Raw genomic sequence first — 16,259 nt, forward strand, 5'->3', positions numbered from 1 at the left:
CCGGGGCACCTGCAGGGCCTTCACCCATTTACAGACACTTTTTCATGAGCGCAGCTGGCGCCTCTTCCTTTTGCGCCCCGAGTATCCCAGCGTGCTTGGGGTGTTTTTGTCTGCACGCTCACATGACCCTCACCCGTGTCTTATTCGCCGCAGTAGGCTGGAAGGTGCGACGTGAGGAGAGAAACAGTGCGCATCACCTTTCTAACCGGAGCCGGTCTGAGCACAGCTGCCGGCATACCCGACTTTCGCGGCCCACAGGGTGTGTGGACGCGCGATCCTCTTGCAGAGCGCATGTCGACCCTGTCCTGGTACCTGAAAAGTCCCGAAGTGCGTGAACGCGCCTGGCAGATGCGCCTTGAGTCCGGTATCTGGGCGGCAGCGCCAACAGAAGCTCACCACCGCATCGCCAAAGCTGAAGAACAGGCCGACGTCAAAGCAGTCGTCACCCAGAACACCGACGGTCTGCACACTTTGGCAGGCTCCAGCCCCGACAAGGTTCTTGAAGTCCACGGAAGCGCACGTACCTGGCAATGCGAAGGCTGCGATGCCACCGGCCCCATGGAGGACATGATTCGCCGAGTCAAAGACGGCGAACCCGACCCCGCCTGCCCGCACTGCGGCGGCATCACCCGTGCGACGACGATCCTGTTCGAAGAAATGCTGAAGGCCGATGTCATAGAAGCAGCATTCGAAGCCGCAGAGAACTGCGACTGGATCATCGCCATAGGCACGTCGCTGTCCGTCACTCCCGTGGCGCACATGTTTCCCATGGCAATCGAAGCGGGCGCCCGCGGGATGATCCTCAACGCTGAGCCAACTCCATTCGACGCGTACGCAGAAGAGGTGGTCCGCGGTGACCTGCAGGAGACCGTGCCGCGGGTCTTGGATGAACTTCTCGGCTGACCTGGCACTATAGAGGCATGAAGCCAACGACGTCATCTAAATCCGCCCTGTCTCACGTGGTAGCTGCCTCCGACCCGCTGGGGGAGGACACGCCAGGCGCAGAACCACGCGAAGCTGTTTCGGCCCGCGTCTCGAAAGTGCAGCGATTCAGAGTCCTCGACATCTTGGGTCGCGTGGCCCAGCTGCGAGCTGAAGGGCGCGATGTCATTTCGCTGTGTGTGGGCGAACCGGGTCAGGGCGCTCCGAGTGCCGTCCGCAAGCGCGCCGCCGATGCTGTCCTCGACGGCACCGACCTGGGTTATTCGCCGGTTGAAGGCATCGCACCCCTGCGCGAAGCGCTGGCCGGCCACTACAAACGCTGGTACGACATCGACATTGACCCCAGCCGGTTCATTGTCACGGCAGGCTCTTCCGGCGCCTTCCAGCTGTCGTTCCTCACCTGCTTCGACGTGGGCGACAGGGTTGCACTTGCCCGCCCCGGCTACGCCGCCTACAAAAACATTCTCAAGGCACTTGGCATCGACGTGGTCGAGCTCGACTGCGGTGAAGAAGTCCGCTTCCAGCCAACTGTCGAAATGCTGGAAGAAGAACACGAAAAAGCGCCCCTGTCCGGCGTCATGGTGGCTTCACCGGCCAACCCGACCGGCACCATGATCGACGCCGAGCACATGTCGGAACTCGCCGACTGGTGCGATCGTGAAGGTGTGCGCCTGATCTCGGATGAGATCTACCACGGCATCACATTCGGCGATTCCGTCGGCACAACAGCGGTCGAATGCTCTGACCAGGCGATTGTCATCAGCTCGTTCTCGAAGTACTGGGGCATGACGGGCTGGCGTCTGGGCTGGATGATCGTTCCGGAAGAACTCGTGGAACCCATCAAGGCACTCGCTGGCAACCTCACCCTGTGCGCACCCGTGCCCTCCCAGTTCGCTGCTGTTGAAGCTTTCTCAGAGTCAGCCTACGAAGAGGGTGCTAAGGCCGTTGAGGGCTTCGCTGCCGCCCGCCAGGCCGTGCTCGATGCCGTTGACGAACTCGGCTGGACGGGGCTGGCTCCGGCTGACGGGGCGTTCTACATGTACGCGACGATCACCCCGGTGCTCGGTGAATTCGCCAATGCGATCGACTGGTGCGCAGCACTTCTGGAAGAAGAGGGCGTGGCCGTGTCTCCCGGCAGCGACTTCGACAGCGTCCACGGCGACCAGGCCGTGCGCATCTCACTCGCCGCGGGTCACGAGGCCGTCGTCGAAGCCCTCGAGCGCATCAAGCGCTTCCAGGCCCGCCACGGGGCCTGACCGCAGCCCAGACCAGGTGAGAAAAAGGACGAGGTGGAACTCCACCTCGTCCTTTTTCGTGCCGGTTCTGGGGTCACCAGAACCGGTTCAGCGTTCAGTCCTGGCGCAGCGAGGGGCGGATTGCGTCGAGAACCGCCATGTCCTCAATCGTCGAAGGGACAGCCGCGTCTGCTTTGCCCTCGGCGATTTCGCGCATTGTCTTGCGCAGGATCTTGCCGGAGCGGGTCTTCGGCAGAGCCTCGACGACAGTCGCCGACTTCAATGCCGCCACCGGCCCGACTTCAACGCGCACCTGAGCGACAAGCTCCTTTTCCAGTGCTGCGTGATCAACGTCTTCGTGCCCTGCCTTGAGCACCACCAGGGCTCGTGGAATCTGGCCCTTCACCGGGTCGGACAGGCCGATGACAGCACATTCGGCAACCGCCGGGTGGGATGCCACAGCTGCTTCCAGAGCGCCCGCGGACAAACGATGGCCGGCAACGTTGATGACGTCGTCGGTGCGGCCCATGACGTAGACGTAGCCGTCTTCGTCGACGCAACCGCCGTCACCGGTGAGGTAGGCGCCCTCAATCGACGACAGGTACGAATCGACGTAGCGTTCGTCGTCACCCCACACGGTTGCGAGCGTTCCGGGCGGAAGCGGCAGGCTGACGATGATGAGGCCTTCTTCACCCGGTTCCATTTCGTTGCCGGCAGCGTCGACAACCCGCACGTCGTAGCCGGGAACCGCCATGGCGGGTGAGCCCGGTTTGATGGGGTATTCGTGCAGGCCGATGGGGTTGGCCGCAATCGGCCACCCGGTTTCGGTCTGCCACCAGTTGTCGAACACCGGAATGTCCCGCCCGGTGGCCTGGGCGAGCTTTTCGGTCGTCCACTTGTAGGTTTCGGGGTCGAGGCGCTCTCCGGCTTGGATCCACGCGCGCAGGTGGCGCATGGGGTACTTGGCCATGAGTTCGCCTTCGGGGTCTTCCTTGCGGATGACGCGCATGGCGGTCGGGGCGCCGTAGAACAGGCGCACGTCGTATTCGTCGACCACCCGGAAGAACGTGCCGGCATCCGGCACTCCGACGGGCTTGCCTTCGAACACGATGGTGGTGACACCTGACAGCAGCGGCGCGTACACGATGTAGGAGTGGCCGACCACCCAGCCGACATCGGATGCACAGAAGATCGTGTGGCCGGGGTGCAGGTCGTAGAGGTTCTTCATCGACCACGTGAGCGCCACTGCGTAGCCGCCGGCGTCGCGCACAATGCCCTTCGGCTTGCCCGTGGTGCCGGACGTGTAGAGCACGTACAGTTCGTCCGTCGCTTTGATGGCCACGGGTGCCGCACCGGTGGGGGTCTGCTCCATGAGCTCATCAAAGGAGTATTCGCTGTACTGGGCTCCCGAGGCGGTGGTCGCGTTTTCGCCCTTGACCTCGGCTGGGATCAGGTCGCGCTGGTAGACGATGCTGAGTGCCGGAACGTGCTCGACTTCGTCAAGGGCGGCATCGACCATGGGCTTGTATTCGACCTTCCGCGACGGTTCGATGCCGCCGGAAGCCGACACGATGGCCTTCGGCTTGAGGTCGTTGATGCGCACTGCGAGTTCGCGGGCGGAGAACCCGCCGAAGACAACCGAGTGGACCGCACCAATGCGCGCACAGGCGAGCATTGCGACAACCGCCTGCGGGATCATCGGCATGTAGATGATGACGCGGTCGCCCTTTTCGACGCCCTTGTCCTGCAGCACTTTGGCGAACCGGGCCGTGGTGTCCGTCAGTTCGCGGTAGCTGATCTTCTGTTTGGAGTCGGTGACGGGGGAGTCGTAGATGAGTGCGGTGTCCTCACCCCGGCCGGCTTCGACGTGGCGGTCAAGCGCGTTGTAGCAGACGTTGAGTTCGCCGTCGGGGAACCAGCGGTACAGCGGTGCGCGCGAATCGTCGAGCGCGCGGGTGGGCTTGGTGTCCCAGTCGATTCCCTCTGCCGCTTCGAGCCAAAAGGCTTCGCGGTCCTCCACTGCGCGGCGCGCGGCGGTTTCGTAGGCGTTTTCTGTGTGTGCGGTGGTCATGATGCCCCCTGTGTGTGGTGCGCCTCACGTTGAGTGCGGTGATGCAGACCACCATACTCCTGAGGTTTTCGGACCGTGCCTCCGGCTGGGCAGACCAGTGGAGAGGGGCAGTCAGTCGCAGAGTTCGGCCGAGTGGGCCAGGGCGTCCTGAATGATGTGCGCGACGTGGTGGTCGGTCACTTCGTAGTGGGCTTCGCGGCCGGAGCGCTTGACGCTGACCAGGCGCTGATTGCGCAGCGTGCGCAGGTGCTGTGACACCAGCGGCTGCGACAGGTTGGTCAGCAGCACGAGTTCCGACACCGTCAGCGGAGAGCGGGACAGCGCAAGCAGGATCCGCAGGCGCGACGGAGTGGCGAGGACTTTGAAGATATCGGCCGTGAGCTCAATGGCCTGAGCGTCCGTCAGGTCGTCTGGAATGCGGAGTTCGCCGTCGTCATCGAACTTCAGGTGCGGGTATGCGTCACGTGCCATGCGCACCAGTGTATTCCAGGCCTTCCTTCAGCGACTGTTCGGCGCGGCCGCGAGGAGGTCGGCGGCCAGCGGCTCCCACTTCGCGTAGGCCTCAGGGTGGGCGGAGCGCTGCACCGCCTGGGCGGCATCGTTTTTGCTCATCTTCTGCCAGCCGGAGATCTGTGTGAGTCCGGCGTTCTTCACCTTCGGGTTGACGCCGTAGAACGCGGTCGTGGCGTGGTGGACGCTGAGCACCTGACTGTCGGTTCCCCAACCCTGGGATGGGCGCTGCTGGAAAACCCCGAGCGAGTCTCGGTCCCCGTAGGGCAGGTTGCGCAATGACGATTCCTGCATTGCGGTCATGAGTGCGATCTCGATCCCCGCGTCGGGTATCGAATGTTCGCGCCCGATGTCGATGATGGTCTGCGCGATCTCCATCTGGCCGGAATCCAGGGCCGAGGCCGAGGTGGGGGCCAGTTTCTCTGACACCTTCTCTTTGGCTGCCTGCCGCTGGTCGGGGTCGGTGAGCGTCCCCGTGATGGCGGTGCCCGCGGCAAAGAGCCCCAGAGCGAAAAGTCCGGCTGCCACGCCCATGACAGTGCTGCGGAGGTGTCGGCGCCCTTCCCCTGTGCGGCGCCGAACCTTACGGCCAGATGGCCGTCTGCGTCCTGTCTTTCTGCGTGTCACGCCCTCACTTTAGGCGTTTGGGCACCACTTGCCGAACTGCTTCCCCAAGCGACGGCCAGTGCCCAGCGCACGTGTCAGCTGATTGCCGGTGCGTCCTTGTTGGCCTTCAGCAGTGCGGTGGCCAGGCCTTCCCACTGCGCGTAGCGGTGCGGGTAGCCGGAGCGCTGGACAGCCTGGGCGGCGTCGTTCTTGCTCATCTTCTGCCAGCCGGAGATCTGCTTGAGCCCGGGGTTCTTCACCTTCGGGTTGACGCCGTAGAAGGCTTTTGCGGAGTACACGCGGTCCATGATCTGCGACTTCGATCCCCACGCGTACTTGGGGCGCTGCTGGAACAGGCCGATGGAGTCCTTGTCGCCGTAGTTGATGTTGTACAGGTCTGATTCCTGCTTGGCGGTCATCAGCGCGATGATGATGGCGTCGTCGCTCATGCCCGCGCCTTTGCCGACGCCGATGATGATGCGGGCGTTCTCGGCCTGGTCGCGGTCGATTCCCTTCGGCTGCGGGCCGGGCTTCGCCGCCTTCTTGGCGGGAGCCTTCTTTTCGGCCGGCTTGGGTGCAGGCTTCGGGGTGCTCTTCTGCTGGGCCTTGCGTGCCTTGTCGGCTTCTTCCGGGGTCACGTGCTGGGTGGCCGGGCCGCCGACCGAGGTGTACTCGCCGCTGTCTTCCGAGGTGCCGCTCTGGGTGCTGCTGCCGGCCTGCGGGGCGTTGTGGTCAATGACATTGCCGCTGAGAGCGCTGGCCGGTCCTGCAAAGAGGAGGGAGCTTGCCGCTGCGCAGCCGAGTGCGGTGGCGGTCGTGTAGATGATTCGCATGATCCTCGTTTCGGGAAGTGGAAGACTCGAGCTCCCGAAACTGTAGCGAAAAATCTGTCAAGTTTCACACGCCGAAAAATAAGAAGCGTTACATCTATGTAAGTAACTCTGTGACCTGCTGAAACACACTCATGTAGTTCGGCGCCCAAAATTACCCTGCGCAAAGTTCCGAAATCCCGGATGTGTGAAGTTTGGTGAGGCAGGGCGGTGCCGTGTGCCGCGCAGTCCCGTTCTCCACCTCGTGTCCGGGCATGGAAAAGGGGCCCGGCATAAGTGCCGAGCCCCTCCGCGCAGACAGGATCTACGCGGTTCCGCCGTAGTGGGCGGCGACCCTGCTCAGGCCCTCTTCAATCGATACCGCGGGCGTCCAGTTCAGAACACTGTGCGTGGTCCGCTGATCAAACCAGTGCGCAGTGGACAGCTGTTCGGCGAGGAACTCGGTGATCGGCGGTTCGTCGTCGAAATCACCGGCCGTCCACACCTTCTCAATGACCTTGCCGGCGACCTTCGCAGCCCCCACGGGGACCCTCAGGGTCGGTTCGGCCGAACCTCCGGCAACGGCAATCCGGCGCATGAGTTCGCCAATCGGGCGCGGCTGGCCGTTCGTCACCACGAGAGCCATCCCGTGCGTGTGCTGGACGGCAGACAGCGCGGCGACGATCGCATCGACCGCGTTGTCAATGTAGAGGGTGTCGACCATTGCCAGGCCCGAGCCCAGCAGCGGCAGCCTGCCCTGGGCGGCGCGGTCGATGATCCGCTCGGTCAGCTGCGGTTCACCCGGACCCCACATGAGGTGGGGGCGCAGGGCAAGCACCCGAAACTCATCGTGCGATGCAGCAAGGGCCACACGTTCGCCGGCGGCCTTTGTGCGGGCGTACTCGCCGCGGGCGGCCTCGGGATCGGCGGGACCCGCACCGTCGCCGACAAGGGAATCACCCGAGTGGGCAACCGACGGCGATGAAATGTGCACCATGCGGCCGATGCCGGCCTGCTGGGCGCGGGCCACAATGTTCGCGGTGCCTTCGATGTTGACCTTTTCGAACTCTTCGGGAGCTCCGACCATCGACACTTTCGCGGCCATGTGGATGAGAGCATCCTGCCCGGCAACAGCACGGTCAACAGTCTCAATGTCCGTGACGGAGCCCTGAATGTCACGAGCGCCCTCGACCCCGGAGGGGCGGCGCTGCAGAGTGGTGACTTCGTGGCCCTGCGCAATAAGTGCACGCGCCGTAGAACTGCCCAGAAGACCGGATGCACCGGTGATGAGAACCTTCATCAGACGCTCCTTCCCACCGGCGCACCGGAAAGCACGCGGGATGCCCACGCTCCCAACGCTGTGCGGCCGACTTTGGAATTGTGGCGAATATCAGTGGGGAATTCGGGTGCGACGAGAACCGCCGCAACATCGAGGCCCATACGGTCAAGAACAGCCGCGCGGATGTCATCGATGATCGGCTGCGGGGCCAGGCCCGGCTGCAGGTCCTGCGGACCACCCGGTTCAAGCACCACGACGAGAGCCTGTGTGCCCACCGGGCCCACGCCGACGGCCGCGCAGCGGGTCACCCCGTCGGTGCGTTCGGCAATGGACTCCACGGCACCCGGTCCGATGGGGCCGGTGGGGCCGGCGATGACGTGCTGGACGCGCCCTTCCAGCCACAGGCGGCCCTTGGCGTCAAAACGGCCGATATCGCCCGTGCGGTGCCATGCCTTCGCACCGCCGTGCTCGTCGCGGCGAGCATCCGCGTCGGTCTTCCACAGACGGTCGTAGCCGTCCTTGAGGTGAGCGGCGGACACGACGAACTCGCTGAGCACGCCGATGCCGTCCTCCAGGGCAATCGTGTGTTCGCTGGGTTTGCCCTCGGCATCGAGCGGGGCGAGCTTGAAGTCGACCGGGCCGATCGGCTTGCCCACGCAGACCCCGCCGACAACGGAGGATTCGGGGTCAGCCGCATCCGCCTCGGCCTCGACGGCGCCGGGGAAGTCGATGTTGGTCAGCAGCAGACTCTCCGTCATGCCGTAGGGCGAATTGATCTGCGCGTTCGGGAAGACTTCCGCGATCTGCTCCATGAGCGCGGTCGGCACGGGAGCTCCGGCAGACAGCGCCAGTTCAATGCCCGCGCAGGCTTCGCGCTGCTCATCACTCAGAGCGCCGGCGGTTTTGACGACGTTCGTGTAGGCGGCCGGTGATGCGAACACCATGGTGCAGCCGGCCTCGATGATGGCATCGGCCAGAGCAGAAGCCGTGAGCGTGGCGGGCTTTGTCACCGACATGTTCGGCGTGACGCTCACCGCGCCCAGGCCCGGTCCCAGCAGAGCAAACGGCGCGAAGCCGGCAACCAGCCCAGTGCCGGGGCGCACATCGAATTCGGCGCCGAGGATGCGCATGAGTTCACCAAGACCGCGGTGGGTGTAGCGCACACCCTTGGCCGGGCCGGTGGAACCGGAGGTGAACAGAATCGCCGCGTCGTCATCGAGAGCCGGCACGGCAATTGCGTCGCGGTCGCGCACAACGGTCCGCGACAGCGCCGTTATTGAGGTTTCGACTTTCAGCGCTCGCGCGCGCAGCTTCGGCAGGGGCAGAACGGAGATGCGGCGGCCGGGCCACCCTCCGGCCCGTGCCAGGGTCAGCCCCGGAGTTTCGCCGATGATCCACTGCGGGTCGGCGGCCTTGACCGCGCGGGTCATGCCGGCAGGCCCCAGGCCCGCGTCGGCGACGACGACAACCCCGCCCACCTTGAGGACCGCGTAGGCGGCCGCCGTGAGGTTGTTGCCCGGTTCGATCAGCAGGCTGACGCGGTCGCCCTTACGCAGGCCCATGGCTTTCAGCCCTGCAGCAATGTTGTCGACAACACCTGCCAGCTGCGCCCAGGACACGGCCTGGGCCGGTTTGGCGGACATGTCGACGCTGGCGATTGAGCGTTCGTGCCGCTTGGCGTCGAGGGCTGAGAACACGAAGTCTGGTTCGGGGCCCTCTTCTTGGGCCGGACCGCTTTCTTCTGCCGAGGCGGAGGGGGCTTCAGTCTGTCCGCTCACGTTGGCGTCAAGCCACTGGAAGATGGTCTCCCAGTACGGGACGTCTTCGACGAACAGGTGGGAGGTCTTCTCAAAACGGTGGATGTCCGCCTGCGGCAGGCGCTCGCGAAGGTCGCGCAGATAGCGCTCCAAGAAGACGGGGTCTTTCGGACCCCACATGAGAAGCGCGGGATTGGGCATGTGGGCGATGTCAGCGCCGACGCGCTGCAGTTCAGCGTAGGACGGGTGGTTTTCACCCACCGGAATGTCTGCGACGAAGCCGCCCACACCGCCGCGGCGCTGCGCGGATGCGTAGGGCCTGCGGTACGCGCGGCGCACAGGGTCCGAGATCTCCTTCGACAAGCGCAGGGTGGTGCGGATGAACGCGTCGGTGTACACGGTCGAACCGGCCAGCAGGGGGCCTGCCAGCGCCGCCCGCAGAGGTGCCGGGATGGATGCGTCCTCCGGCTGGTGCACGGCGGTGTTGAGGCTCATGGCCGCGCTGATGCGGTCGGTGTTGCGGGCTGCCCAACCCAGCGAAATGACCCCACCCCAGTCGTGGCCGAGTGTGACCAGCGGGAGGCTGTCGTCGACAAGCTCAGAGATGAGCGCGTCAAGCTGATTGATGCGGTCGGCCAGACGGAAATAGCCGGTGCCGTGCGGTGTGGGAACCGGGTGCGCGACGCGCTCTGAATAGCCCATGTCCAGGTGGTCGGGAGCGATGATCCGCCACGCGGTGCCGCCTGCCTGCGTCAGATCGATGGATGCCTGTGCGAGCCTGCGCCACATGTAGGACCACGTGGGATTGCCGTGTACGGCGACGATCGTGCCGGCGGGTTCTGCACCGATGTCCCTGAGTGCATCGGCGGTGTCGAGAACGTGGAAGGTGTGCTCGCCGACCGTGACCAGGCGGGACCACCGGGGGTCCCATTCGGGAAGATTCGGCGGCAGCTGCGCGGCAGCGGCTGGAAGAGGGCTGTTTTCAGTCGGCAATGAGCTTCTCTCCTCTTAGTGTGCCGGTGGTGTTTACCAGATGATCTCCGTCATGGACGTGTTGAGGCCTGAGCCCACGCCCATTGCCAGAACACGGTCACCGGACTTGAGCGACTCGACTTCGCGGGCAAGTGTGATCGGCAGAGAGGCGGGGCCCACATTGCCCAGCTCGGGGTAGGTCTTCGGAACCCGGTCCATGGGGATCTTCGCGGCCTTCGTGATCGCGTTGACGTGGACATCGGACACCTGGTGCATGATGTAGCGGTCCATGTCGGTCCAGTCCCACCCGTTTTCGTGGGCTTCTTCCCACGCCGAGGTGACCAGCTGCATGCCGTTGGACAGCAGGCCCGCGGTGTCGGTGAACATGCCGTCGTGGTCGCCCACGCACAGTTTGTGATTCCACGTGGCCGCACGCGTCACACTGCCGAGGATCCGGTGGCCCTCAGGGTGCTTGTCTGAACGTCCGAGAACGGCGGCGGAAGCGCCGGAGCCCAGGGTCAGGGAGGCGAATTCCTCGAGGTATTCGGCGCGGGTGATTCCTTCGCGCTGCAGGCGGTTGAGGGTGGCCCGCTGCACTTTCGAGGCATCTTCGGAGGCCACGACGAGCGCGTATTCGATGGCGCCGGATTCGATCATGGTTGCGGCGACTGCCATGGCGTTGACGAAGCCAAGGCACGCATTGGCGATGTCGAAGTTCATGGCCGACGACGGAAGTCCGATGCCGTCGTGAATGGACACCGCCACAGACGGTTCGAGGTTGGCACGCGTGACCGACGCGTTGATCATCAGCCCGATCTGCTGGGCTTCGATGCCGGCTTCAGCGAGGGCCTTCTTGCCGGCCGCAACGCCGCCTTCGACGAACCCGCCGGAGTCCTCTGCCCAGTTGCGACGCGAATTGACACCCGCGACCCGCTGCAGGAGACCTTCGGGCAGCCCTAAGCGGTCAAGTGTGGACTTCAGCTGTTCGTCGTAGAAAGCAGACGTCACTTCGATGGGTGCAGTCACTTCCGAGACACTCAGAAGCGATGTGTTCTCGTGCCGAAGTGTCGTGTTTCCGTTCAACAGCGTCCAGTCCCTGGTTCCCAGAACCGGACGATAAGTGCGCGCGGCTCCGTTGGATGAATGAATAGTGCCCAAACAATCCTAATGGGTGGCTGCTGAGCGTGTATTCAGGGTCCGCTATCCGACAGTGGGCGTCAGCGGATGGCCGCCAGGATGGTGTTCCACATCTTCTGTGCCAGTTCCGGACTGTATTCCGGTGCGGTTGGGTCGCCGAAAAGGTGCGCGCTGCCGGGGTAGACGTGCGCGGAAGCCTGCGCACCGGCGGCCCGGGCGGACTCGATGAGCGTCTCAGCCTGCTGGGCATCAACCCATTCGTCGCCTTCCGTGTAGTGCATCTGCAGCCAGCAGTCGCCGTTCCACGACGTGGGCTTCGGTACGCCGCCGGCGTGGCACAGAAATGCGCCGGCGGCCTGCGGGTGGCGCTTGCCGAAGGACTGCGCCATGGCAGCACCGAGAGAGAACCCGCCGAAGTAGATGGGGCCTTCAAGCCCCAGTTCGTCGATCGCGCCGGAGGCCCGCTGGGCGAGTGCCGGAAAGCCGATCTCGTCGCGGTAGGCGATGCCGTCGGGAACGTTGTCGAAGACATTGCCGTCGTAGAAGTCCGGCATGTGCACCGTGTGGCCGGCTTCGGAGAACACGCCGGCAATGCGGTGCATGCCGTCGTTCAGGCCGAGTGCTGAGTGGAAGAGAACGATCTGTGCCATGGTGCCGAGTCTAAACGTGAGCTGTGACATAATCACGCCGGCGGGGCGCCAGCCGCCCAGCCCACACACAGAAGAACAGAGGATCATGACCCAGACGATTTCCACCTCGGCCCCGGAGAAGATGACCCCCGGCGCCCGCAGGGCAGTGACAGCATCCGTACTCGGCACCATCATCGAGTGGTACGACTACGCGCTCTACGGCGCGGTCGCCGGCATGATCATCGGCCCGCTGTTCTTCCCGTCCGATGCCAGCAGCGCAGAAACCTTCGCAGCCCTGGCAACCTTTGGCGTGGGCTTCCTCGCCCGCCCCCTGGGCGGAATCGTCATCGGACATTTGGGCGATACGCGCGGCCGCAAAGCAGCCATGATCCTCACGATCGTGCTCATGGCCGGCGCGACTGTCGGCATGGGCCTGCTGCCCACCGCGGCACAGGTTGGGATGCTCGCCCCGATCCTGCTGATCCTCCTGCGCTTTGTGCAGGGCTTCGGCGCCGGTGCCGAACTGTCCGGTGCCGTAACGCTCGTGGCTGAATACGTGCCGGTGCGCAGGCGCGGACTCTTCACCGGCATTGTCCTGGCCGCCCCGCCGGCCGGCATTTCCCTGGCGACTGCCGCGTTCTTCATCGTCAGCGGACTGAGCGAAGAGCAGCTGTTCGGCTGGGGCTGGCGCGTGCCGTTCCTTGTTTCCGCCGTCCTGTTCCTCGTGGCGTTCTACATTCGCCGCCGCCTGGAGGAAACCCCGGAGTATGTGGCCGCGCAGGAACTGGCAGAACAGAAGAAGCGCGACACCACGATGCCGCTGAAGTACGTTCTGAAGAACTTCCCCAAGCAGATTGTGGTGGGCTTCCTGTCGATCGTCGGCCACAACGCCATGCAGTACACGCTCGCCACGTTCTCGCTCGGCTTCATGCTCAGCATTGAAGGCGGACTCGACCGGCCCCAGGCGCTGCTGGCGGTTGTCATCGGCTCAGCGGTCGCAGTGGTGACCACCCCGTTCGGCGGGATGCTTGCCGACAGGATCGGCGCATCGAAGGTCATGGCGGTGGCCAGCCTCATGATGGTCGTCCTCAGCTGGCCCATCTTCCTTCTGCTCAAGACCGGCGAATTCGGTCCGTCCGCTCTGGCGATCGCCCTGGGCTACGGACTCATCATCACCGGGACCTCGGGCGGGCAGGGAGCCCTGCTTGCCAACCTGTTCCCCGCGCACGTCCGCCTGTCCGGCATGTCCTTTGTGCGCGAACTCAACGGGGCGTTGATTGCGGGCTTTTCGCCGATGATCGTGGCCATGCTCATCAGCGCAGCCGGCGGCGGTCTGTGGCTGGCAGTCGGCTACCTCATGCTGTGCGGACTGATCTCGGCTGTCGCAATCCTGCTGTCCGGGCGGATGGGCGACAACGAAAACTCGACCCTGGTCTGAGTTCGCCGGAGCACACCCGAAGCGCCGGTTGGGCCGTGGGTACTATTCGACTATGGCTGTTACGCGACGTATTCCCCGGTGGTCCGACCTTGCTCCGCTCCTGCAGTTCGACGTTGAATTCAATCGACGTCGGGCCCGCCTGTCCCGCGTTGGCGACATCTACGATCTGCGGAAGATCGCCAAGCGGCGCACACCCACGGCCGCCTTCGACTACGTTGACGGAGCCGCGCAGGCCGAACTGACCTACGACGGCAACCGCAAAGCTTTCGACGACATCGAACTGACACCGGCAATCCTCGCTGGTTCAGCTGATGTCGATCTCAGTGCGGAGGTTGCCGGACGTACTTTCGACCTGCCCGTCGGAATTGCGCCGACTGGGTTTACCCGCATGATGCACACCGAGGGCGAAATCGCCGGTGTGCGGGCCGCGGAGCGCTTCGGCGTTCCGTTCACCCTGTCGACCATGGGCACGCGCTCAATCGAAGACGTTGCCGCGGCAGCGCCGGCAGCGGCCAAGTGGTTCCAGCTGTACCTGTTCGCCGACCGCGCGGTGTCCCAGGATCTGCTGAAGCGCGCGGCCGCCAACGGCTTCGACACGCTGCTCGTCACCGTCGACACAACTGTGGCCGGGCAGCGTCTGCGCGATGTCCGCAACGGTATGACCGTCCCGCCGAAGCTCACAGCCGGTACGGTTCTCGACGCGTCCTACCGTCCGGAATGGTGGTTCAACTTCCTCACGTCCGACCCGCTGTCCTTTGCCACCCTGTCGGGCAAGACCAGCGACCTGCCCAGCCTCATCAACTCGATGTTCGACCCCACGCTGTCGATGGACGACCTGCGCTGGATCCGCGAACAGTGGCCGGGCAAGCTGTTCGTCAAGGGCGTCCTGACAGAAGACGACGCGCGTCGTTCGCTCGACGCCGGCGCTGACGGCCTCGTCGTGTCCAACCACGGCGGCAGGCAGCTGGACAAGGCGCCCATCAGCCTGGATGCGCTCCCGCGGGTGCGCGAAGCCGCCGGTGACGATGTTGACATCATCCTGGACTCCGGTGTCATGCGCGGTTCGGACATTGTGACCGCCCTGGCGCTCGGCGCTGACTTCACGCTGATCGGCAGGGCCTACCTGTACGGCCTCATGGCCGCCGGCGAGGCGGGTGTCAACAAGGTCCTCGACCTGCTGCGCCAGGAGATCATCGTGTCGATGCAGCTCATGGGCGCACAGTCACTGCGCGACCTCAACCCCGACATGGTCAGCAGGACCACCCGCGGCTGATGACAACGGCAGCGATCGTCATCGGCCTCATCGCCGTTTTCTGCGGAGCCGTTCTTCAGAGGATCTCCGGAATCGGCGTCGGCCTGGTCGCTGCCCCCGTCTTCACCCTGCTGGCCGGCCCGCAGCTGGGAGTCTTCGTCACGAACACGGCGACGATCATCTCCGGACTGTTGATCGGCCTGGCGGTTCTCAGCGAAGTCGACTGGAAGCGCTTCGGATTCCTGGCCGGCTTCGCCGTGCTCGGAGCGTGGCCGGCCGCGCTGCTGGTCCGGGATGCCAACCCGGCGATTCTCACGATCTTCATCGGCGGCATCGTGCTCATTGCGCTCATGACAACCTTCAGCGCGCCGCGCCTGCCCCAAGTGTCATCGAGTGCGCTGACCGCGGCCACCGGAATCACAGCCAGCTTCCTCAACACGACGGCGGGTGTTTCCGCCCCCGCAATGGTGATCTACGCCCGGGTGTCCCGCTGGCCCCAGCGCAGCTTCGCAGCGACCATGCAGCCAACCTTCATGACGCTGGCCATCCTGTCGGTCACCACGAAGCTCATTGCGGGAGTCGGGATTGTCGGCAGCCTGCCGCCATGGTGGTTCTTCACCGCACTCGTTGCCGCCGTCATTGCGGGTGTTGCCGTAGGCAGTGCGGCAGCCCGACGAGTGTCGGCCGCCGGCATGCGCCGCGTGGCCGTCGTGCTCGTGACCCTCGGTGCGCTCGCCACCGTGGTCCGCGGCGTCGTGCTGCTGTAGTCGACAGCCTCGCCGCACAGACGGCCGCACAGCCATCAGCGCACGCAGACCGCAAACTCCTACAGTCCGTACTTCCGGTGGTGTGCATCATCCGGGGCGCTGTTGTCCGGCCGGTCCGGCACGATTGCCCGTCCCGCGCTGATCTCAGATGGATCACCAAGCTCATGGACTGAGCACAGCAGCGAATACGTGGGCCGCCACAGGCGGATGTCACCGGCGTAGAACTGCTCCAGAAGATCCCCCGTGTAGGCCCACCGGCCAACAGAGGCTTCCGTCGTTGTGTTCACCAAGTGCAGATCAGATGCGTCGAGCGCATAGAAGAACGTGTCAAAACGACGCGGATAACCCGGGGGAGTGGTCCACACGTCCCACGGCACACACGCCTCGGGCGCTGCCACAGCACCCGTTTCCTCTTCGAGCTCTCGCAGTGCGGCCGCCAGCAGAACCGCCGCCGGCACAGCCGCATCCTGCCCGGGCTGGTGGCCCGCCGAACCGGGACCGAAACTCAAATCCACCGCGTCACCCCACAGGCGCGCGTGCTCCCCGGCAACAGGGCAGCGGAAGTCGGCGGCGCCTCGCGAAAAGTCAATCGGATCAACCCTGCCGCCCGGATAGGCGACAACCCCGGCAGCGAAGTCCATGCTCGTGCGGCGGTGCTGAACAAACACCTCAACCCCACCGGCAGTGCGGCCGCGCAGCGCAAGCACGCTCACAGCGGGCCGAATCGGCACGGGACCACCGGTCCCAGTCACGGGTGTGCCAGCCATAAGACCTCCTTGTCGCTGAAACTCGATCATAATTCGCCGGTGCGCTCAGCCGCCCGCGGTCCTAGGATGGGAACGTGCGCCACACAGG

General features: G+C 64.7%; 14 protein-coding genes. 5 read left to right on the forward strand and 9 right to left on the reverse strand.

The window, feature by feature from the left end; translation table 11 throughout:
- Positions 1-186: 186 nt before the first annotated feature.
- Both HMPREF3087_RS05950 and HMPREF3087_RS05955 read left to right on the forward strand, forming a co-directional pair.
- A complete protein-coding gene (locus HMPREF3087_RS05950) occupies positions 187-903 on the forward strand; it encodes an SIR2 family NAD-dependent protein deacylase (protein WP_070428448.1) in 717 nt (238 codons plus the stop codon).
- A 17-nt stretch (positions 904-920) separates the two neighbouring features.
- Positions 921-2,198, forward strand: a complete 1,278-nt coding sequence (locus HMPREF3087_RS05955) for a pyridoxal phosphate-dependent aminotransferase (protein ID WP_256173057.1) — start codon at positions 921-923, stop codon at positions 2,196-2,198.
- 94 nt (positions 2,199-2,292) lie between these two features.
- Here the strand turns inward: HMPREF3087_RS05955 and HMPREF3087_RS05960 are convergent, their stop codons facing one another.
- The 8 genes from HMPREF3087_RS05960 to HMPREF3087_RS05995 all read right to left on the reverse strand — a co-directional run bounded on the left by HMPREF3087_RS05960 (position 2,293) and on the right by HMPREF3087_RS05995 (position 11,968).
- A complete protein-coding gene (locus HMPREF3087_RS05960; RefSeq protein WP_070428449.1) occupies positions 2,293-4,248 on the reverse strand; it encodes an acetate--CoA ligase in 1,956 nt (651 codons plus the stop codon).
- A gap of 111 nt (positions 4,249-4,359) precedes the next feature.
- Entirely contained in the window at positions 4,360-4,725 is a 366-nt protein-coding gene (locus HMPREF3087_RS05965) for an ArsR/SmtB family transcription factor (RefSeq protein ID WP_176745017.1), read from the reverse strand.
- Between the two features lie 21 nt (positions 4,726-4,746).
- A complete protein-coding gene (locus HMPREF3087_RS05970; protein WP_370919324.1) occupies positions 4,747-5,292 on the reverse strand; it encodes a peptidoglycan-binding protein in 546 nt (181 codons plus the stop codon).
- A gap of 167 nt (positions 5,293-5,459) precedes the next feature.
- Entirely contained in the window at positions 5,460-6,197 is a 738-nt protein-coding gene (locus HMPREF3087_RS05975; protein WP_070428450.1) for a hypothetical protein, read from the reverse strand.
- A gap of 301 nt (positions 6,198-6,498) precedes the next feature.
- Positions 6,499-7,473, reverse strand: a complete 975-nt coding sequence (locus tag HMPREF3087_RS05980) for an NAD-dependent epimerase/dehydratase family protein (protein WP_176745018.1) — start codon at positions 7,471-7,473, stop codon at positions 6,499-6,501.
- Complete coding sequence (locus HMPREF3087_RS05985; protein ID WP_070428452.1) at positions 7,473-10,202, reverse strand: alpha/beta fold hydrolase; 2,730 nt, start codon at positions 10,200-10,202, stop codon at positions 7,473-7,475. The genes HMPREF3087_RS05980 and HMPREF3087_RS05985 overlap by 1 nt, the downstream gene beginning before the upstream one ends.
- 33 nt (positions 10,203-10,235) lie before the next feature.
- Positions 10,236-11,264, reverse strand: coding sequence for a 3-oxoacyl-ACP synthase III (locus HMPREF3087_RS05990; RefSeq protein ID WP_019175952.1), 1,029 nt, complete (start codon positions 11,262-11,264; stop codon positions 10,236-10,238).
- A 134-nt stretch (positions 11,265-11,398) separates the two neighbouring features.
- Positions 11,399-11,968, reverse strand: coding sequence for a dienelactone hydrolase family protein (locus HMPREF3087_RS05995; protein WP_061941466.1), 570 nt, complete (start codon positions 11,966-11,968; stop codon positions 11,399-11,401).
- Positions 11,969-12,053: 85 nt separating this feature from the next.
- Between HMPREF3087_RS05995 and HMPREF3087_RS06000 the strand changes: the two genes are divergently transcribed.
- From HMPREF3087_RS06000 to HMPREF3087_RS06010, 3 genes are read left to right on the forward strand one after another with little or no spacing between them, the layout of a single operon-like run.
- Entirely contained in the window at positions 12,054-13,385 is a 1,332-nt protein-coding gene (locus tag HMPREF3087_RS06000; RefSeq protein ID WP_070428453.1) for an MFS transporter, read from the forward strand.
- 52 nt (positions 13,386-13,437) lie between these two features.
- Positions 13,438-14,658 carry an alpha-hydroxy acid oxidase gene (locus HMPREF3087_RS06005; protein WP_070428454.1) on the forward strand — a complete coding sequence of 407 codons (1,221 nt, stop codon included), beginning with the start codon at positions 13,438-13,440 and terminating at the stop codon, positions 14,656-14,658.
- Positions 14,658-15,404 carry a TSUP family transporter gene (locus tag HMPREF3087_RS06010; RefSeq protein ID WP_070428455.1) on the forward strand — a complete coding sequence of 249 codons (747 nt, stop codon included), beginning with the start codon at positions 14,658-14,660 and terminating at the stop codon, positions 15,402-15,404. Before HMPREF3087_RS06005 ends, HMPREF3087_RS06010 begins: the two co-directional genes overlap by 1 nt.
- 59 nt (positions 15,405-15,463) lie before the next feature.
- Here HMPREF3087_RS06010 and HMPREF3087_RS06015 read toward each other — a convergent pair whose 3' ends face one another.
- Positions 15,464-16,171 (reverse strand): NUDIX hydrolase, encoded by a 708-nt coding sequence (locus tag HMPREF3087_RS06015; RefSeq protein WP_070428456.1) that lies wholly within the window; start codon positions 16,169-16,171, stop codon positions 15,464-15,466.
- Positions 16,172-16,259: the final 88 nt, after the last annotated feature.

The organism is Brevibacterium sp. HMSC22B09 (genome assembly GCF_001806795.1).
Classification (GTDB): domain Bacteria; phylum Actinomycetota; class Actinomycetes; order Actinomycetales; family Brevibacteriaceae; genus Brevibacterium; species Brevibacterium ravenspurgense.